General features: G+C 41.9%; 18 protein-coding genes. 12 read left to right on the top strand and 6 right to left on the bottom strand.

The features are described 5' to 3' along the window. Positions 1 to 665 precede the first annotated feature (665 nt). The 4 genes from LX64_RS13835 to LX64_RS13850 all read right to left on the bottom strand — a co-directional run bounded on the left by LX64_RS13835 (position 666) and on the right by LX64_RS13850 (position 4699). Entirely contained in the window at positions 666 to 1676 is a 1011-nt protein-coding gene (locus tag LX64_RS13835; protein WP_111598269.1) for a vWA domain-containing protein, read from the bottom strand. 20 nt (positions 1677 to 1696) lie between these two features. Beyond that, positions 1697 to 2731 carry a hypothetical protein gene (locus LX64_RS13840; RefSeq protein WP_111598270.1) on the bottom strand — a complete coding sequence of 345 codons (1035 nt, stop codon included), beginning with the start codon at positions 2729 to 2731 and terminating at the stop codon, positions 1697 to 1699. A gap of 19 nt (positions 2732 to 2750) precedes the next feature. Continuing rightward, a complete protein-coding gene (locus tag LX64_RS13845; protein WP_111598271.1) occupies positions 2751 to 3617 on the bottom strand; it encodes a DUF58 domain-containing protein in 867 nt (288 codons plus the stop codon). A gap of 80 nt (positions 3618 to 3697) precedes the next feature. Further along, on the bottom strand, positions 3698 to 4699 hold the full coding sequence (locus LX64_RS13850; RefSeq protein ID WP_111598272.1) for an AAA family ATPase: 1002 nt from the start codon (positions 4697 to 4699) through the stop codon (positions 3698 to 3700). 256 nt (positions 4700 to 4955) lie between these two features. On the opposite strand from LX64_RS13850, the gene LX64_RS13855 reads away from it, so the two are divergent. The 5 genes from LX64_RS13855 (at position 4956) to LX64_RS13875 (ending at position 8075) form a co-directional block, all read left to right on the top strand. After that, entirely contained in the window at positions 4956 to 5288 is a 333-nt protein-coding gene (locus tag LX64_RS13855) for a hypothetical protein (RefSeq protein ID WP_111598273.1), read from the top strand. A gap of 58 nt (positions 5289 to 5346) precedes the next feature. Then, the gene (locus LX64_RS13860) at positions 5347 to 6009 is read left to right on the top strand and encodes a peptidylprolyl isomerase (RefSeq protein WP_111598624.1); all 663 of its coding nucleotides are present in this window, start codon (positions 5347 to 5349) and stop codon (positions 6007 to 6009) included. Positions 6010 to 6116: 107 nt separating this feature from the next. Beyond that, a complete protein-coding gene (gcvH, locus tag LX64_RS13865; protein WP_111598274.1) occupies positions 6117 to 6494 on the top strand; it encodes a glycine cleavage system protein GcvH in 378 nt (125 codons plus the stop codon). A gap of 42 nt (positions 6495 to 6536) precedes the next feature. Further along, positions 6537 to 6923 carry a VanZ family protein gene (locus LX64_RS13870; RefSeq protein ID WP_111598275.1) on the top strand — a complete coding sequence of 129 codons (387 nt, stop codon included), beginning with the start codon at positions 6537 to 6539 and terminating at the stop codon, positions 6921 to 6923. 111 nt (positions 6924 to 7034) lie between these two features. Beyond that, positions 7035 to 8075 carry a PDZ domain-containing protein gene (locus tag LX64_RS13875; protein WP_111598276.1) on the top strand — a complete coding sequence of 347 codons (1041 nt, stop codon included), beginning with the start codon at positions 7035 to 7037 and terminating at the stop codon, positions 8073 to 8075. A gap of 69 nt (positions 8076 to 8144) precedes the next feature. Here the strand turns inward: LX64_RS13875 and LX64_RS13880 are convergent, their stop codons facing one another. Beyond that, a complete protein-coding gene (locus tag LX64_RS13880) occupies positions 8145 to 9518 on the bottom strand; it encodes an aldehyde dehydrogenase (RefSeq protein ID WP_111598277.1) in 1374 nt (457 codons plus the stop codon). A gap of 124 nt (positions 9519 to 9642) precedes the next feature. Here LX64_RS13880 and gatB point away from each other — a divergent pair, with 124 nt between their 5' ends. Further along, on the top strand, positions 9643 to 11100 hold the full coding sequence (gene gatB, locus LX64_RS13885) for an Asp-tRNA(Asn)/Glu-tRNA(Gln) amidotransferase subunit GatB (protein WP_111598278.1): 1458 nt from the start codon (positions 9643 to 9645) through the stop codon (positions 11098 to 11100). 156 nt (positions 11101 to 11256) lie between these two features. After that, positions 11257 to 12408: a TlpA disulfide reductase family protein gene (locus LX64_RS13890; protein ID WP_111598279.1), complete on the top strand. Its 1152-nt coding sequence runs from the start codon at positions 11257 to 11259 to the stop codon at positions 12406 to 12408. A 296-nt stretch (positions 12409 to 12704) separates the two neighbouring features. Here LX64_RS13890 and LX64_RS13895 read toward each other — a convergent pair whose 3' ends face one another. Further along, the gene (locus LX64_RS13895) at positions 12705 to 15206 is read right to left on the bottom strand and encodes a DUF5686 family protein (RefSeq protein WP_111598280.1); all 2502 of its coding nucleotides are present in this window, start codon (positions 15204 to 15206) and stop codon (positions 12705 to 12707) included. Between the two features lie 125 nt (positions 15207 to 15331). Here LX64_RS13895 and LX64_RS13900 point away from each other — a divergent pair, with 125 nt between their 5' ends. From LX64_RS13900 to LX64_RS13920, 5 genes are all read left to right on the top strand, one after another. Next, complete coding sequence (locus tag LX64_RS13900; RefSeq protein WP_111598281.1) at positions 15332 to 15979, top strand: hypothetical protein; 648 nt, start codon at positions 15332 to 15334, stop codon at positions 15977 to 15979. A gap of 50 nt (positions 15980 to 16029) precedes the next feature. Continuing rightward, entirely contained in the window at positions 16030 to 16326 is a 297-nt protein-coding gene (locus LX64_RS13905; RefSeq protein ID WP_111598282.1) for a winged helix-turn-helix domain-containing protein, read from the top strand. A gap of 54 nt (positions 16327 to 16380) precedes the next feature. Beyond that, positions 16381 to 17715, top strand: a complete 1335-nt coding sequence (gene creD, locus LX64_RS13910) for a cell envelope integrity protein CreD (protein ID WP_111598283.1) — start codon at positions 16381 to 16383, stop codon at positions 17713 to 17715. A gap of 67 nt (positions 17716 to 17782) precedes the next feature. Then, on the top strand, positions 17783 to 18010 hold the full coding sequence (locus tag LX64_RS13915; protein ID WP_111598284.1) for a hypothetical protein: 228 nt from the start codon (positions 17783 to 17785) through the stop codon (positions 18008 to 18010). A 6-nt stretch (positions 18011 to 18016) separates the two neighbouring features. Beyond that, positions 18017 to 18388: a diacylglycerol kinase family protein gene (locus tag LX64_RS13920; protein WP_111598285.1), complete on the top strand. Its 372-nt coding sequence runs from the start codon at positions 18017 to 18019 to the stop codon at positions 18386 to 18388. Positions 18389 to 18392 lie beyond the last annotated feature (4 nt).

Here is an 18392-nt window from a genome sequence, read left to right on the forward strand (position 1 = left end):
TGTTTGAAATACATGTTTAATTGGATCAGTCCCATTTCCCTATTCGCATGATCTCCCTTTTCTTCCATACAAAACCACCATGTTCAATATAAACTCCTACATTTTCGTAGCAGGTCATTCCTCCACTGCGAAATCTGGGTCCAAAATCGCTGGGGACATTGGAAATGAATAACTAATGTTTGGTGGTTTTAGGAATATGAAGTTAACTAATTGATATACAATAGTGGAAATAGGCCAGGGATAGGCAAAAGATAGGCTCGAGATAGGCTTGGGATAGGCTTTAGATAGGGTAAGGATAGGGTAGGGATAGGCTTTTACTAGGCAGAAGATAGGGTGGAGATAGGGTAATACCGAACAAACTACGGAGAAACTACAGAGGAACTATAGAGGAACTATAGAGAAGCTACAGAGAACCGACAGAGAAACTACGAAGTGCATCTCTACTTTGTAAAGACAAGGTAAGTAGGCGGAGATATATTGGGGGGATAGTTGAAGTTAATATAAGCTACTGCGAAAAGCAGCAGCTTGCGAAAAGAATGGATGGTGCTATTGGAAGGTAATCGAATATAAGAACAATGGGTATTAAAAAACGGTCTTCGCATTTAAGCAAAGACCGTCAATAATAAAGGACGAACAAAAATATGATGTAACTCCTTCGCGGAGTATTAAGGTAATCTTCTGAACACTGTATATCGCAATATGATCTCTAAGAACAAACATGCTAAAGCCATCATTGCCAATGGGAAGAAATGTTCCTTATAACGTTTATACGAGGTAATTTCAACTTTCGTGCGTTCTAACTTATCGATCTCGCGGTAGATATTTTCTAAAGATGCATTGCCTGTAGCACGGAAGTACTGGCCACCTGTTTCTTTCGCGATTTTACGCATCAGGGGTTCGTCGATTTGTACGTCTTGCATTTGCATTTGTATAGAACCGTCGGGCATCGGGGTAGGGGCTGGTGCTTGACCAATTGTGCCTACTCCAATGGTGTAAACGCGTACTTTGTAAGCTTTGGCGATTTCTAATGCAGTGAGTGGATCTACGAGGCCGGTGTTGTTCACACCGTCGGTTAATAAGATGATCACTTTACTTTTCGCTTGGCTGGTACGTAAGCGATCTACAGAAGTAGCCAAACCCATACCAATGGCGGTACCATCTTGTAACATCCCGCTTCTTACTTGCATTAATTGCGCTTTTAACACGCCGTGGTCGGTAGTAATCGGGCACTGGGTGAAGCTTTCACCGGCGAAAATTACTAATCCAATACGGTCGCTAATACGGCTATCAATAAAGTCGGCAGCTACTTTTTTAGCAGCTTCCATACGGTTGGGTTGTAAATCTTCGGCCAACATACTACCCGAGATATCGATTCCTAGTACGATGTCGATCCCTTCACTGTCGATATTTTCGGAGGTGTTGGAAGTTTGCGGACGGGCTAAAGCTGCTACGAGGGCGGCAAAAGCGAGTAAACGCAAGATGAACAACACGGGGCGGAAGCGTACTTTCCACGAAATTGGAAGTCCTCTTAAACCCTGCAAGCTGGATACTTGGAAGGTGCTATCGGCGCGTTTGCTTTGGCGTAGTTGCCAATAAATCATAACGGGCACTAATAACAACAACCAGAAGAATAGCGGCTGTGCAAATGTGATATGTTTCCACGTATCAAGGTTCATCTATTATGTCGAATTAGTCGTTAGTTATTGTTTTGTTCCGGGTTGTCGCCAGCGTTTTCCTTTGCTTCGGCATTCTGTGCGGCGGCTTTTGTCCATTCCACGATGCCGATTGCCTTTTGTAAGCTGTCTTCCAATTCTTGCGGGGTAGGTTCGAACTTCGCGAATTTTGCTAAGTCGGATAACGTTAACAAAGCGCGGAGTTGATCCTTTTGTTGGTTCAATACAGTTACCGGTTTGATGTTTTGTAACAACTCGGCACTGGTTTGTTCCAAGGCAGCAATTTTGAATTGTTGTTCGAAGTAGAGGCGCAACACATCTGTTAAGGTCGTGTAATAGGTTTTACTATCCGTATGTATCCAAGCTTGATCTTGCTTCAGCTTCATAAGTCCATTCATGGCCAATTGGTACGGTGTAATTTCCGGTTTCTTTGGTACCTCAACAGGTTTGTTCTTCCGTTTATTATTCCAAATAACCAGGGCAATAATACCACCAATCACTCCTACACCAATTAATATCGCCCACCAATAATCTTTCAAAAAGTCGAGCAAGTTGAAAGGTACTTCTTCCACATTCTTAATGGGCTTGAAGGCTTTCGTTGTATCTACTTGCACGGTATTCACATCTAAAAAGAATGGCTCTGTAAATACAGAATCGTATGAACCATCGGTGATACTGAATACTTCGAATTTCATAGGTGGTATTTCCCAACGGCCACTATCAAAGCTGGTAACGGTAATGGTTCTGCTGAAGAAACTTACTGCATCCGTGCTTTTAGAAGTATCCAAGGCGCCTTTATCTACCACTTCGATGTGGTTAAAAGAATCGGGCACTATGGGAAATATCACTTTAAAGGCAGCCCCTTTCAAGGCGCCTAATTCAACGCGGGCCGACAAATTAATATTCACTTGTTCGCCGATGCGAATGTGATTACTGTCGGGTTTCGCGTCTACCTGGAAATAGTTTTGCGCTTTGGCGGCATATGGAAATGCTACCAAAACGGCCAATATGCATTGTAGAAATAGTGTAACGACGATATGCTTTTTATGCAATTTCATTGGTTAAGCGCTCCGTAGGTTATACTCGTTTGAGGAAAAATGATTGTAATGCTTTCACATAATCTTCATCGGTACGGATGGAAACAAGTTCGGCACCGCTTTTCATAAATGCATTACGACAATATTGTGAATGTTGCATAAACTGTTGTGTGTAATAGTCACGCACCTTTTTATCGCTAGCATCGATCCATTGTGTATGACCGGTTTCGCCGTCGCGCAGTTGAATAAGTCCAACCGGTGGCAATTCCTTGTCGCGTGGATCATATACATGGATGCCTACCATATCGTGCCTTTTGGCGGCGATGTTGAGGGCATCTTGGTAATTACCGGAAATAAAATCGCTTAATAAGAAAACGATGCTGCGTTTTTTCGCGGCATTGTTGAAGAACCGTAGTGTTTCGGCGATGTTGGTGCCTTTTTTCTTGGGTTCGTACGATAATAATTCGCGGATGATGAAAAGGATATGTGATTTACCTTTTTTGGGCGGGATATACTTCTCAACGCCATCACTAAAGAAGATAACACCTACTTTGTCGTTGTTCTTAATGGCCGAGAAAGCCAATACAGCACAAAGTTCCGTGAGCATTTCGCGTTTGCTTTGCTTGGCAGTACCGAAGCTTTCGCTTTCGCTCATATCAACCAATAACATCACGGTTAGCTCGCGTTCTTCTTCAAATACTTTGATATACGGCGTATTAAAACGCGCTGTTACGTTCCAATCAATGGCGCGCACATCATCACCGAAATGATAATCGCGTACCTCGCTAAAGTTCATACCCCGTCCTTTGAAGGCGCTATGATATTCGCCTGCAAAGATGTGGTTTGTTAAACCTTTTGTTTTAATTTCTATTTGTCGTACTTTCTTAAGTATTTCCGCTGTTTCCATGATTTGCAGTTATAGGCCGGGTGTTTAATGATGTGTTTTGTCACAAACAGTATAAAGCTGTGGTAGTACCACTTGCTCTACTATGGCACTTCTACAGCATTCAAAATCTCGCTCAAGATATTTTCAGCAGTAACGTTTTCTGCTTCTGCTTCGTAGGTTAAGCCAACGCGGTGACGCATTACATCGAAGCAAACATTGCGTACATCTTCTGGAATAACGTAGCCGCGGCGTTTCATGAACGCGTAAGCTTTAGAAGCTAAAGCCAAGTTGATGCTGGCACGTGGAGAACCGCCGTACGAGATCAATGGTTTCAGTTTCGATAATTTATATTCTTCCGGGTTACGGGTAGCGAAAACGATGTCGAGGATATAACGTTCGATTTTTTCGTCCATATACACTTCACGCACAAGTTTGCGGGCGTTGAGGATATCTTCAGGACTAATAATCGGTTGTATTTTGCTCATACCTTCAGGATTGAGGTTCTGGCGGATGATGAGTCTTTCCTCTTCTTTAGTAGGGTAGCCGATGACTACTTTCAGCATAAAACGATCCACTTGAGCTTCTGGTAGCATATAGGTACCTTCTTGCTCGATGGGGTTTTGGGTGGCTAGTACTAAGAAAGGTTCTTCCAACTTAAAGGTAGTGTCGCCGATGGTAATTTGTTTTTCCTGCATAGCTTCCAGCAAGGCACTTTGTACTTTTGCCGGGGCGCGGTTGATTTCATCAGCCAAGATGAAGTTAGCAAAGATAGGACCCTTGCGCACCATGAATTCGTTGCGTTGTTGGTTGTAGATCATTGTACCTACAACGTCGGCCGGCAACAAATCGGGTGTAAACTGGATACGGCTGAATTTACCATTGATGGCAGACGATAATGATTTAATCGATAAGGTTTTTGCCAAGCCGGGCACACCTTCTAATAGAACGTGGCCTTGTGCCAGCAAACCGATTAACAACCTTTCGACCATGTATTTTTGGCCGACAATAGCCTTGCCGAGTTCCAAATTGAGCAGGTCGACAAAAGCGCTCGCCTGGTGGATCTTTTCATTAAGTTGACGGATGTCTTGCGATGTATTTTCCATGCTATGAACATTTCGAGGTTGCTAAAATAACGATTCCATTTTTCAGATTAGCCACCGTGGCGGTTTCTAGCAGTTAAAATGCTGTTAAACTTGCTCACCTGGTTGGTATAGGCTCTTTGAATATGGTTGTAAAAAAATTCCAATTTAATAAACCCCTGGATATTTACATAGAATTTTTAATGAAAGCGTACATTTGATGACGGCAAGCGAAAAAAGCATGCCGCATATATATTCACAAGCATAAATCAACATACATATGCACGACGATTTCGGGCAAAGATGGAAAGCGCTGGAAGAGATGCTTACCGAACGCTTCGGCAAAACGCCCAATATGGAGGCCATTCTATTTTTGATTGGCGTACAAGAATTACAAAAATTCAAGAAGAAATATACCAAGGAGCAGAAACAAGACTTGATGCATATTGCAGTTTGTACCTTGTTAAGCCTAGGAGGCTATTTCGAGTTTGAAGGCTTAGACAACGATGGCTGGCCACATTTTAAGGAAGTATCGCCTGTACCTAAAATGGGTTTACAGGAGCAGGAGCACTTGTTAAAAGAATACGTGCTGGAGTATTTTGAAGTAGAATAGAATGGAAGCTGGGATAGGATTGAAGGAAGATTGGCATTTAAAACCTTTGCATATCAACATGAAGAAAATCGTACTCATCGTTAGTTTATTTTTGGCCCTCGCGCAGGTTGTAGCGGCTAAAAACCGTAAAGTAAAAGTGATCACGCCATATGGCACCATGGTAATTAAATTGTATGATGAAACCCCGCTACACCGGGATAACTTCATCAAACTCGTAAAGAAACATTTTTACGATAGCGTATTGTTCCACCGCGTGATCAAGAATTTTATGATTCAAGGTGGCGATCCCGATTCGAAGCATGCGCAGCCGGGTGCTGCATTAGGTGAAGGAGATGTAGGGTATACCATCCCGGCGGAATTTCGCGCTGATTTATTCCACAAGAAAGGCGTACTAGCTGCGGCACGGGATAATAACCCGGCGAAAGCTTCATCTGGCTGCCAGTTTTATATTGTACAAGGTAAAAAGTATACCGATGGAGGACTAGATACCTTGGAAACCACCCGTTTAAAGGGCCGCAAAATACCGGCGAACCAACGCGAGGTGTATAAAACAATAGGTGGTGTGCCACATTTGGATCAAAATTATACCGTGTTTGGCGAAGTAATTTCGGGCATGGAAGTGATTGATAAGATTGCTGCAGTTGAAACCGACAAGCGCGATCGCCCTGTGAAAGACGTTCCTATGAAGATTCGCTTGAAGAAAAAATTCTTGTTCTTCTAAGAATTGTCATTTCGCACCCATCAAGGTGGAGAAAAACATAGTACAATTAAAACTTTTTATTTTTCTGAAGGTTATAAGTAATTTTACCCCTCAAAATCAAACTTGTTATGAATTTTCCTGATAACTTGCGCTACACAAAAGACCACGAATGGGTTTTATTAGAAGGCAATGTTGCAACTATTGGTATTACTGAATTCGCACAGCGCGAATTGGGCGATATCGTATTCGTAGATATTCCAACCATCGGTAAATCTTTAGAAGCTGAAGATACTTTCGGCACTGTAGAAGCAGTAAAAACGGTATCTGATTTGTTTTTACCTGTTGCCGGTAAACTTGATCAATTCAACGAAGAATTAGAAGGTTCACCAGAATTAGTAAACGAAGATCCATATGGCGAAGGTTGGATGGTTAAAATGACCGTTAAAAACCCGGCTGATGTAAATAAATTATTGACTGCAGCGGACTACGCTAAGTTGGTAGGCTAATCGACAACCGATTAATAGTTTAATTTTTAATATAGACACAGAATGAGAATGCTCCGTTTTTTTGTACCCGCAATTTTATGGATCATTCTCATTCTTGTGTTATGTACCCTTCCTGGGAAAGACCTTCCCTCTGTTTCCTTTCTCGACAAGATCCATTTCGACAAAATCGTTCACTTCGGCATGTTTGCGGGGGTAGTAGTACTATTGGGTTTTGGGTATTTCAAAAATTTTGGTCGCATTCCAAGGGGCTTTATTACGGTGTCGGTAATAGGTGCATCTGCCATGGGATTGGCGATTGAATATATTCAGAAGTACTTTATTGCGAACCGTAGTTTCGACTTATACGATTTCCTTTTTGATACCTTGGGGGCCCTCTTTGGGGCACTTGTATTGCGTTTTTGGTTGAAATACCAATCCAAGAAACGATAACGCCTACACGTTTTTTAACATTCCTTTTAGCTTTCTCATCGCGTTTTAACTTTTTCTTATCTATGGGTCGCGCCTATTTTTGTCCCATCATTTTTAAAAACGATTGGAACTATGCAACGCAACCTTCAACTTTTGGGGTTATCCCTTTTTGCCGGCTGTAGCTTATTTCTGAGCCATCCAACCTATGCACAAACGAATGCGAAAGAAAAAGGATGGGGTGAGTATGATGAAATAGTAGTAAAGCGCAAAAATGATAAGAACGGAAAAGTAATCATTGAATTAAAAGATGGCGAGATATGGGTAGATGGCAAGAAAGTAGATGAACAAGCGAACCAAGATTTTATCGTGTTGTTCAGGAAAGTCACGCCCCAAGATGGCAATCAATTCAACAACAGTCTTAATGTACAAGACGGTCTTTCATTCAACGATTTGTTCAAAGATGATGCAAATCCGCCGTCGAAACTCCAGCAGGAAAAACCATTTCCTTGGGCTAGTAAAGCCGTGTTAGGCGTTATCACAGAAAAGAAAGAAGCAAAAGGTACCACTGTTACACAAGTAGCACCTAAAAGTGCTGCTGAATTAGCAGGTATCAAAGAAGGCGACGTGATAACGAAAATTAATAACACGAACATCAACGAACCTAAAGAACTCTTCGAAACCATTAGCAAGTTTAAGCCCAACGAGCGTATTACGGTAACGTATACCCGCGAAGGCAAATCAAAAACAGCTACTGTAAAACTGCAAGAACGTAAGCAGGTGGCGACGAAGAATTTCAAGGTAATGCCTGGGCAAGATTTAAATAGCTTCTTCTTCCGCCAAGGCCCCAATGTACCATTCATGCGCTTCTTCCATGATGCTGAGGAAAGTGAAAGTGGACAGCGACTCGGCATTACAGTGCAAGACACAGAAAATACTGCCGGGGCCAAAATAATTTCAATTGAACCGGGTTCGGTCGCTGAGAAAGCGGGTTTGCAACCTAATGATATTGTTTCTTCTATTGCTGGTAGCCCCGTTCGCAATGCAAGGGATGTAGTTGATGCCGTTCGTTCCCAACAAAACAAAGGCACTTTTTCTATCGATTACATTCGCAATGGAAAAACACAATCTTCGGAAATACCTGTTCCTAAGCAATTAAACACCGAAAGATTGTAAAGCAACCTTGGAATGTGTATGTTCCAAGCAGAAAGCCTTCTCCCAAAGATGGAGAAGGCTTTTGCTATTTTATTTCATGAGTAATTTCAATGTTTTCAATTTATTCCCGAAAGGTGGGTATTTGATGGGTACATCTAACCAAGTACCTGTTTTCATGATCGATTTATGATGTGAGAATAAATCGAAACTGTATTGCCCGTGATACCTACCCATTCCGCTGGCGCCTACGCCTCCAAAAGGCAATGTGGCACTGGTTAAATGCACAAGGGTATTGTTCACACAGCCTCCACCGAAGGCAATGTTTTCGGTATAGAACTGCTCCATTTGAACATCATTCGTAAACACGTACAATGATAAAGGATTGGGGTGCTGGGCAATTATATGGAGGGCTTCTTCTTTGGTACTGAAGGAGATGACCGGTAAAATAGGACCAAAGATTTCTTCTTGCATAACGGGGGCATCGGCTGGTACATCCGTTAAGATGGTGGGTTCGATATAGAGGTCGTTCTCGTCGAACTTTCCACCCCACAGTAATTTCCCATCGCCAATAAAGTTGCGCAATGTTTGGAATCGTTTATGGTTGATAATTCTACCATAATCGGGGCTTTCCTGTGGATTTTGTCCAAAGAATTCCTGTATAGCACTTTGTAGAGCAATGAGGAGCTTGGTTTTTACCTTTTCATGCACCACAAGGTAGTCGGGTGCCACGCAGGTTTGCCCGGCATTCCAGAATTTTCCCCATACAATACGCTTAGCAGCCACCTTCAAATTCACACGTTGATCAACTATGCAGGGCGATTTGCCGCCCAATTCGAGGGTAGTAGGCGTAAGGTGAGGGGCAGCCATGGCCAGTACTTTTTTGCCTACGGGGATACTTCCCGTAAAAAATACATGGTTAAATGGGTGTTCCATCAGCGCTGGTGTAACGGTAGCGCCATCACCTTCTACTACGGCTATATAGGCTGGATCGAAGTTTTTAGTAATAAGATCGGCCATGATTTGGCTGGTAGCAGGGGCCAGTTCCGACGGCTTTAAAATAGCACAGTTACCGGCAGCCATAGCGCCTACAAGTGGATCGATAATTAGTTGGAAGGGGTAGTTCCAGGGGCCAATAATTAGCACAACACCCAATGGTTCCTTGATGATTTTACTCGTGGAAGGAAACTGTGTAAGTGGTGCCGTGGCTGTTTCGGGTTGCATCCAATCGGCTAAATGCTTCAAAGCATGGTTAATTTCTTCATACAAGAACCCAATTTCACTCGCATATGCTTCCATAGCAGGTTTGCGAAGGTCGCTATACAGCGCATCCAAGATAGCTTGCTCATTTTCCTTCACAACGGCTTTTAATTTTAGCAATTGTTCTCGCCTGAAATCGAAGCCCCTCGTGGCTCCCGATGAAAAGTAAGCTTTTTGAGATTGGTAGATCTGTGTAATATTGACCATACTTTTATATTTTGTGGATGAAGTTCAATAAGGTTATAGGGACCATTATCCTAAATTTCGTGAAAATTCCCATATTCCTGGTACTTTGAATATCTTTACAGATCACCCGCATCAAATAATTTTTATGAGCGCAATGATTGACGATAGCAAGTATGAAGCCGTGATCGGCTTAGAAGTGCACGCACAGTTACAAACAGTGAGTAAGCTGTTTGTGGCCGACAGTGCTGCTTTTGGTGGCGCACCGAATACCCATATTAGCGCTATTACGCTAGCACATCCCGGTACTTTACCGTTTATGAATAAAAAGGCAGTGGAATACGCCATCCGCTTGGGTTTGGCTTGCCATTGCTCCATCGAAAAAGAAAACTATTTCGCCAGGAAGAATTATTTCTACCCCGACTTACCCAAAGGCTACCAAGTATCGCAACATACAGCCCCTATTTGTGTGGGTGGCTATGTAACGATTCCTTCTGCCGATGGTCCGAAAGACGTGATCTTGAACCGTATTCACTTAGAGGAAGATGCGGGTAAATCGATCCACGACCAGGATGATGCCTATACTTACGTGGATTACAACCGTGCAGGCGTTCCTTTGGTGGAGATCGTAACCGACCCGGTTATTCATAATGCCGATGATGCTTATTCGTACCTGACAGAATTGCGCCGTTTAGTGCGCTACTTGGATGTGTGCGATGGTAACATGGAAGAAGGTAGTATGCGTTGCGATGCCAATATTTCTATTCGTCCGAAAGGTTCGAATACCTTGGGTACGAAGGTAGAGGTGAAAAATATGAACTCTATTCGTAACGTAAAACGTGCAATTGAGGGCGAAATAAAGCGCCAAATCGAGTTGACCGAAACAGGAGGTGCTATTGTACAAGAAACGCGCAGTTATGATGCTGCAACGAATACCTCTTTCCCATTACGTTCGAAAGAAGAAGCGAACGATTACCGTTATTTCCCGGAACCGGATTTAGCCCCGTTCAACTTCACGGATGAATTTATTGATGATATTCGTCAATCATTACCGGCATTGCCAGAGGAATTGGTGGCACGTTATACGAAAGAATTGGGATTACCTGAATATGACGCAAGAGTAATTGTAGATGATAAATCGACTGCCCAATACTTCGAAAACATCATTCAACATACAGATCAATATAAAGCAGCTGCCAACTGGTTGTTAGGCCCTGTAAAATCGTACTTAAACGAGAAGAATATTGCGGCCGACGAGTTCCCTGTTTCGGCAGCAGCCATTGCTAGTATAATAGCACTCATTCAAGATGGTAAAACGAACTTCTCAATTGCATCGAGCCGCCTTTTACCGGCCTTGATCGAAACACCGAACGAGGAGCCATTGGCATTAGCGACAAAATTGAACTTGTTGCAAAATACCGATGCGGGTTCCATAGAAACCATTGTAGATGAGGTATTAGCGAAGTTTCCTGATAAAGTGGCCGAGTTTAGAGCTGGGAAAAAAGGCTTAATGGGGATGTTTGTGGGAGAAGTAATGAAAGCCTCGAAAGGTAGTGCAGATCCGAAGGTGACGAATAAATTATTAGCAGAAAAATTGGCTAAATAATAGTACACACTGCATAGTAGTTGCTGTAACGAGTGATAAGTTGCAATAACCTTGTTGCTGGTAATATGCATTTTGCATCCTATAACTTTAACATTTTTTACTATCAATAGTTGTTACTTTTGAAAGGAAGTTAAGCAACGTAATAAACGATTTGTAATGAAAAAATTAGTGCTCATGATTGCAGCGGCCGCATTTTTGGCTAGTTGTAATAATAACCCGGAGAAAGGAAGTTTCAAGATTGACTTACAATTAACCAATGCGCCACTGGAGAAAGTGACCTTGGAAGAAGTGAGTATGTCGGCTCCAAGAGTGGTAGATACTACTAAAATTACCGATGCATCTGGTAAATGCACTTTGGAAGGCACCGTAACTGAACAGGGCTTATACCGTGTAACCTTCAATAATGGCGGATCTATTTTCTTGGCTTTGGACGCGGGTGATGTAAAAATTACGGGTGATTATAAAGACTTAGAACATGTAAAAATTACAGGTAGCGAAGCATCCGTTGAGTTACAAAATATCCTCAACGAAGTAGTTACGAGAAATACAGCCTTTACAGCAGCAGCCCGCGAGTTGGATAGCTTACGTGCAGCAGGCGCTAGTGATAGCGTTATTACCGTTAAAGCAAAATCTTTGCAAGACAATGAAGCGTCTACTAACAAATACTTCTTACAGGCGTGTAATGATACAAAATCACCTGTAGCCGGTGTGTTTGCATTGAGCTTAGTACGCCCGGTTTCGCAAGACGATTTGAAAGTTATCCAAGCATCTGCAAAAGATTTGGCTAAACGTTACCCTAACAACACGATGGTAAAAGATTTATCAGCGCAAGTTGAGAAGGCTGTGAAGCAAAACGAGCAACAAGCAGCGCCGGGTTCCGAGTTATCGAAATTAATTGGCAAACCTGCCGTTGACTTTACCTTACCAAGTATTGATGGTAATAAAGTAGCATTGAGTTCATTTAAAGGAAAATACGTATTGGTAGATTTTTGGGCAAGCTGGTGCGGCCCTTGTCGTGCTGAAAACCCGAACGTGGTAGCAGCGTACAATGCGAATAAAGCAAAAAACTTTACCATCTTAGGTGTATCACTCGATCAAAAGCAAGAAGCGTGGGCTAAGGCCATTAAAGATGATGGTTTAACTTGGACACAAGTAAGCGACTTGAAAGGTTGGGAAAGTGAAGCTGCGAGATTGTATAATATCAATTCTATTCCAGCAAACATCCTAGTTGATCCACAAGGTAACGTGATCGCTACAGATTTGCGTGGTGCTGATTTGGAAAAGAAATTAGCAGAGGTGTTGAAATAATTTGATTTATCAAATATTGACATAAAAAAAGCTCCTTGTATAACAAGGAGCTTTTTTATTTATTGCAGCTGGAAGGCACGGCATGCATCGGCTGCTGGTTACTAGAAATGTTGGTAATTATTTTGCTACGAAGAAGTATTTCGGAGGATTGTGCATTTGCTGCAAAAGATATCCTGGTAGCACATATAGTGCCTACTAGCCAGTTAAGTTTTTACGATAAGGGAGTTTTATGAACAATAAAAAATCCCTTCAAGGTTGAATAACCTTGAAGGGATTTACATGATTATTTCAAGTGATTAGAACTGTAATTTAAAGCTGCCGAATATACCGAATCGTTTATCTGATTGTACAGGCAATGGACCTGGTTTTAAGCGCCAGATAAAGTCGATACGAATGAATTTGAAGATGTTTTCAACACCGGTACCCACTTCTAAATAAGGACTCTTCTCTAATGTTCTGAAAGGGTAGCCATGTGTTAAATTCAATTGGCGATTTTCGGCAGATAAGCCACCGATCAAACCTTTTGCAGTCCAGAATTGGCGGAGTTTGAATTTGCGTACGAAAGGAATATAATTGAATATACCGTTCCCGATTGTGTGTTCGAAATTAATACCTGCGTATTGATCACTGATGAATTCAAAACGGTTCATCATATTGAAAGCATACTTATTGTAGTAATAGATTTCGTTACCGGGGTGTACTTCTAATAGCATGTATGGTAGGGTGCCGAATACTTTACCGCCAAATACGTTGTAGTAAATGCTACCAAACGGCGCAATTTTCACATCGTCGCTCACCGTGAAGGCTAGCTTGTTGTAGTCGTAGCTGCTGTTTAGAATGCCCTTGAAACCTTTAGAATACTTCAATTCAACAATAGGGTAGCGGCTACCCATGCTAATACGGTAGTAGTTGCCTTCTAGGAATTCTTCTTGGTAGGCAAAACGCAACTTGATGGTAACGTCGGTATTGTTCAGTGGGTCGGTTGAACCATCCGTTGGGTAATTCAATACGCCAGGCAATGGTGCAAATGGGCGGTAGATTTTGTTTGTTAAAGCTACATGGTGCGAGAAACCGCTATAATATTCTTTGAAGAACTCGAAGCGTTTTTCTTCCACCATCATAAACTTTTGTGGAACACCACCTTTACGAATGGCGAGTGTGAAGATATTATCTGTACCTACTTCATCATAATAGCTGGCACCATTGTCTAAATCTTTCACATAAGAACCATAGAGGTACATACGTGGGTGACGGTTCAGTAAGTATAAAGCAGATAGTTTTCCTTTAAAACGTTGATCGGTAAAGCCGTAAGCTAAATACCCATTCAAGTAAAGATCTTTATGGAATTGCGGTGTAGTACCTAAATCGATCCTCGCACGGAAACCTTCCAACCTGTTTTGGCTGAACAAGTACCAATATGGGCCCCATTCGATTGGGCCAAGTGGTTTATACCCCGTGGCAAGGAAACGAATGGTGTTAGAGTATTTTTGGAAGAGCGGCATTTTCTGCAAGGTGTCTACCATTTTGTAGATACCTACTTCGTTTTTGCTCAACTCTTCATGCCGCATAGCCGACCATGCGTTTTCATCCAGGTTGCGGGCACCTTGTAACAAGGTAATGTTTTGTGGATAACGTTTGTCGCCGAAGATATTCGTTGCGGCTGTGTCGTTTACGGTGATATTTTCGTAGGTCGTGGTTTTACGGCCAATAAAGTCGATGGTTTTAGTTGGTTTGGGGCTTGGCGTCCAGAAATCTACGATAAACTTATCCTTCGACAAGAACCAAGTGCTGCTATCATTTGGTAATTGCTTGAACTCTTGTACGAGGGAGATCTTACGTACGAAATTGATATTGGCTTCGTTGGGAACGGCCATTGTCATTTTCTGTACAGCGAACGTAGAGTCTTGCACCCATACTTCCCCAACGAACACGTTTTCGCCGCGGCGTTTAGGTTCGAAATTGAGTTTAATAAACCGGCTTTTATCGATGTATTGCGTATCTGTGATGCGGTAATTATAGAATACGGCACCATTGTTACTGATGGGGGATACGAATGATTTATCGAAAACTGGGATGTAGTTGTCGTATACATTGATATTCTGGTACATACCACCGAGGAACTTGATTACGCTTTCATTGTCTAGTCCCGAGGTGCGACTAGCCTTAATGAGTTCTTTGGTTTTGCGAGGGCTTCTTTGGTAGTAGTAATCAGAAATTGTTTCCGTTAAGAAAACCGGGAGAAACGGTTTGTTTTCCGAGGTGCTATCGATATTCTTAAGGATAAATGCAAACGGCTTCGTGAAGCGGTTTTTCGACAGCTTCCCGGTGTTTAGATTTTTTAAATCAAGTTCCAGCTTGTTGTACAGTTCGTACTTGTAACTTTCTAATTTATTGTAATTGTTTTCGGGCTTGTGCTTGATAATTTGACGTAGAAGGAGCAGGGCAAAGTTCACATTGGCCTTTACTTCGAATTGTTTCAATGAAACATCGGAGCGGCTGATTTCAAAGTCAAGCGTTTGTTCCTTCAAGGATTTATCAACAAACAATACCGTTCGTTGGTAGCCCATTACCCTCACGAGTAGTGAATCGGAGGGAATGTAGTTTAGTTCGAATAGAAAGCTCCCTTCAGCATTGGTGACCATCCCTGTGTTCGTGCCTACGAATTGTAGGGTAGCGAATGGAATTAACTCCTGGGTATGGGCATCTTTAACAGTACCGCGTACCTTGTATTGTGCATGAAGAGATATCGAGCTGGCGATGCAAAAAATAAGTGCTATAATTCTAGTCCAGGCGATCATAATTAGGCAGCAAATTAGATATTTTACCCTTATCCAGGAGCACTTCTTAAAAATCTTCGAGAATTATTAAAAATATTTGACGAAATAAAAACTTTGATTAACTTTGTAGTGCAAAGTGCTTTTATATGAATCAGCAACATCACTTACAACAACTTAGCGATATCAAGCAAATGATGGAACGCTCGACGCGTTTCCTTTCCTTGAGTGGACTTAGCGGCATAGCATCTGGGATAACAGGTTTAATTGGCGCTTTTATAGCTCGCTCGTGGATGAAAAGTTATTATAGTGATTACGATGCTGTAGGAAGAGTGGATGCTGCTGCATTTTTGGAATTGAAAGTGAAGTTGATTGTTTTAGCAATTTGTACATTGGTAGTAGCTGTAGGAGTAGGAGCCATATTTACTTACCGTAGACCGGAGGTAAATAAGCAAACTTTCTTTTCACCTATCTTCAAAAAGATTACCATTAACTTAATGATCCCTTTGGTAACAGGGGGGATATTTATAGCAGCATTAATTACCCATGATAGGAACTTCGAAGTACTGGTGGCTCCTACCTGCTTGGTGTTTTACGGGTTGGCACTGCTTAATATAAGTAAATACATGGTTAGCGACATTAAATATTTAGCCTTGGTAGAAATACTATTGGGGTTATTGAATATGTTTTTCCTTCGTAACGGTATTTACTTCTGGATGATTGGATTCGGGTTTATGCATATTATATATGGAGCCAGCATGTGGTGGAAATACGAACGAAAGGGAAGTGTAAATTAAATTGTAGTTTTGCACCTCCTTTTAAATAAGATAATTATAGAGGAATTTTTATGAATCCGATCGGTAACCTAAATAAAATTTTCGAAAGCCGCATTCGCTTAGGCGTAATGAGCATTCTCATGGTAAATGAGGATGTGAATTTCAACGACCTAAAGCAAATGTTAGAGGCTACCGACGGCAACCTCGCTTCCCACCTTACTACATTAGAAGAAAACGGTTTTATTAAAGTACACAAAGGTTTTATCGGCCGTAAAACCAATACCACTTACTCGATCACCAAAGCCGGCGAAAAAGCCTTTAAAAGCCACCTCGCTGCCCTTGAAGACATGATCAAATTCAGCAAATAATTTTTTTTGTATTTGCACTTTGAAATACAAAGTGCTTTCAAAACAATAATCCTCATGGAATTACATCAATTCGAACCCGAAAAACGTGGCAGTTGGAAAGACTCCATCCTGCTGAAATCCGCCATCATTATGGCTTTGTCTCTCATGCTCCTCATTCCCATTGCCATGGTAATGGTGCTCGTTGAAGAACGAACATCCCGTCAACGTGATGCCATTGAAGAGGTCAGCAAAAAATGGTCGAATAGTCAAACTTTAACAGGCCCCATGATTGCCATCCCAATGAAAACAGGGGGCGAATACCTGTATATCCTTCCCAAGGAGTTAAAAATTACTTCAGATGTAAATGCTTCCACGCGCCAACGCGGCATTTTCCCCGTAACGGTGTATTCTTCCAATGTACAATTCTCCGGCAGCTTCGAACCATTCGATCAAACCATTTTGCCCGTATCCCCTGATTCACTCAATATCCAAGCGGCAAAGTTGATTATGGGTATTGGCGATTTACGCGGCGTGCAAAGCATCTCGGAAGCTACATTGGGCGGTACCGCATTATCATTTAATCCTGGTATTCCCGATGGGGCATTACCTGTGAATGCAACGACCATGGGCAGTAAGAACCCAAACAGCGGGGTGCAAACGAACGTGCCGTTATCTCTACTTGGCAGTAATTCACTTGCGTTCAATATCAAATCCAATATCAAAGGTTCTGAAAGTTTACATTTCGTGCCTATTGGTAAGCATACTACATTACATATGCGTTCTAATTGGTCGTCGCCCAGTTTTACCGGCGATTTCTTGCCTACAAATAGTAAAATTGGAAATGGCTACGAAGCCGATTGGGAAGTGTCGGATATTAACAGAAACTACCCACAGGTTTGGGTAGGACATAATTACGTGATCAATGATTCCGCATTTGGTGTAGATCTCCTTTCGCCATTGACAAATTATCAACAAACACTTCGTTCTGCTAAATATGCTGTGTTAATGATCGCGCTTACATTTGTTGCCTTTTTCTTGATGGAAATAGCGAAGGTATTATCGCTCCATCCTTTACAATATGGCTTAGTGGGATTGGCACTCATTATCTTCTATACTTTATTACTCTCTCTTTCAGAAAGAATCGATTTCGAATGGTCGTATTTAATAGCAGGTACAGCCACCACGGTATTGGTTTCGATGTATATATGGTCGGTTTCCCGGCAATTAAAAGCAACGTTGATTACGCTGTTTGTTTTGATTAGTATGTATTCGTTGGTGTATTTCATCATTCAATCTGAAGACCAGGCCTTGTTGCTAGGTAGCATCGTATTGTTTGTTGTTGTAGCCATTATGATGTATTTCACCCGTCGTATTCGATGGGGAGCACTTTCCACAGGGGCGCAAGTGTAAGTGATTTGCGCCTGTACACTATTCGCCCCGTTTTTACGGGGCGATCTTCCATACAAAAGCTAAGAATATGAAATATATTTGGTTTAAATCTTTCGGGTTCAGTTATATCCCTACGCATATTATCGGTTGCTTAATTACTTTATTGGCTTTGTTACTAGATGTTTGGGGAATATATTGGTGCGCAATTGAATTGCGGTTGGATGGTAGCTTATTAATTGTTGTATATAGCATGTTCTTTTCTATGGTGGCTTCCTGGTGGAAGTGGATTGCAGAGAAAACAACGGCTACAAAATAATGGCAAATGGCAAATTTATTTATACAAACGTGTAAGAACCGTTTACGTGCATTCAAGTTCGCGGGACAAGGCATTGTTTCGTTTATGCGTAGCGAGCCTAATGCTCGTTTACACTTGCTATCTACCATTATTGTAATGATGGCCGGGTTTTATTTTAAGCTAAGCCCGGTAGAATGGTGTTTGATTGTTGGTACAATAGGGCTTGTTTGGGTAACGGAAATGTTGAATACTGCTATTGAAAAAGCGATGGACCATGTTGCACCTACTATTCATCCCCACGTAAAAATTATTAAAGACATTGCGGCAGGAGCCGTATTAGTGGCGAGTACCGGGGCTGTTATTACCGGGCTCATTATTTTCTTGCCTAAGATTTTCTAGCGAT

Source organism: Chitinophaga skermanii, from assembly GCF_003259335.1.
Lineage (GTDB): Bacteria > Bacteroidota > Bacteroidia > Chitinophagales > Chitinophagaceae > Chitinophaga > Chitinophaga skermanii.

Excerpts from the sequence above, each read along its gene's own strand:
- LX64_RS13835 (WP_111598269.1), bottom strand. The coding sequence starts at position 1,676 with ATGAACCTTGATACGTGGAAACATATCACATTTGCACAGCCGCTATTC.
- LX64_RS13840 (WP_111598270.1), bottom strand. The coding sequence starts at position 2,731 with ATGAAATTGCATAAAAAGCATATCGTCGTTACACTATTTCTACAATGC.
- LX64_RS13845 (WP_111598271.1), bottom strand. The coding sequence starts at position 3,617 with ATGGAAACAGCGGAAATACTTAAGAAAGTACGACAAATAGAAATTAAA.
- LX64_RS13850 (WP_111598272.1), bottom strand. The coding sequence starts at position 4,699 with ATGGAAAATACATCGCAAGACATCCGTCAACTTAATGAAAAGATCCAC.
- LX64_RS13855 (WP_111598273.1), top strand. The coding sequence starts at position 4,956 with ATGCACGACGATTTCGGGCAAAGATGGAAAGCGCTGGAAGAGATGCTT.
- LX64_RS13860 (WP_111598624.1), top strand. The coding sequence starts at position 5,347 with ATGAAGAAAATCGTACTCATCGTTAGTTTATTTTTGGCCCTCGCGCAG.
- gcvH (WP_111598274.1), top strand. The coding sequence starts at position 6,117 with ATGAATTTTCCTGATAACTTGCGCTACACAAAAGACCACGAATGGGTT.
- LX64_RS13870 (WP_111598275.1), top strand. The coding sequence starts at position 6,537 with ATGAGAATGCTCCGTTTTTTTGTACCCGCAATTTTATGGATCATTCTC.
- LX64_RS13875 (WP_111598276.1), top strand. The coding sequence starts at position 7,035 with ATGCAACGCAACCTTCAACTTTTGGGGTTATCCCTTTTTGCCGGCTGT.
- LX64_RS13880 (WP_111598277.1), bottom strand. The coding sequence starts at position 9,518 with ATGGTCAATATTACACAGATCTACCAATCTCAAAAAGCTTACTTTTCA.
- gatB (WP_111598278.1), top strand. The coding sequence starts at position 9,643 with ATGAGCGCAATGATTGACGATAGCAAGTATGAAGCCGTGATCGGCTTA.
- LX64_RS13890 (WP_111598279.1), top strand. The coding sequence starts at position 11,257 with ATGAAAAAATTAGTGCTCATGATTGCAGCGGCCGCATTTTTGGCTAGT.
- LX64_RS13895 (WP_111598280.1), bottom strand. The coding sequence starts at position 15,206 with ATGATCGCCTGGACTAGAATTATAGCACTTATTTTTTGCATCGCCAGC.
- LX64_RS13900 (WP_111598281.1), top strand. The coding sequence starts at position 15,332 with ATGAATCAGCAACATCACTTACAACAACTTAGCGATATCAAGCAAATG.
- LX64_RS13905 (WP_111598282.1), top strand. The coding sequence starts at position 16,030 with ATGAATCCGATCGGTAACCTAAATAAAATTTTCGAAAGCCGCATTCGC.
- creD (WP_111598283.1), top strand. The coding sequence starts at position 16,381 with ATGGAATTACATCAATTCGAACCCGAAAAACGTGGCAGTTGGAAAGAC.
- LX64_RS13915 (WP_111598284.1), top strand. The coding sequence starts at position 17,783 with ATGAAATATATTTGGTTTAAATCTTTCGGGTTCAGTTATATCCCTACG.
- LX64_RS13920 (WP_111598285.1), top strand. The coding sequence starts at position 18,017 with ATGGCAAATTTATTTATACAAACGTGTAAGAACCGTTTACGTGCATTC.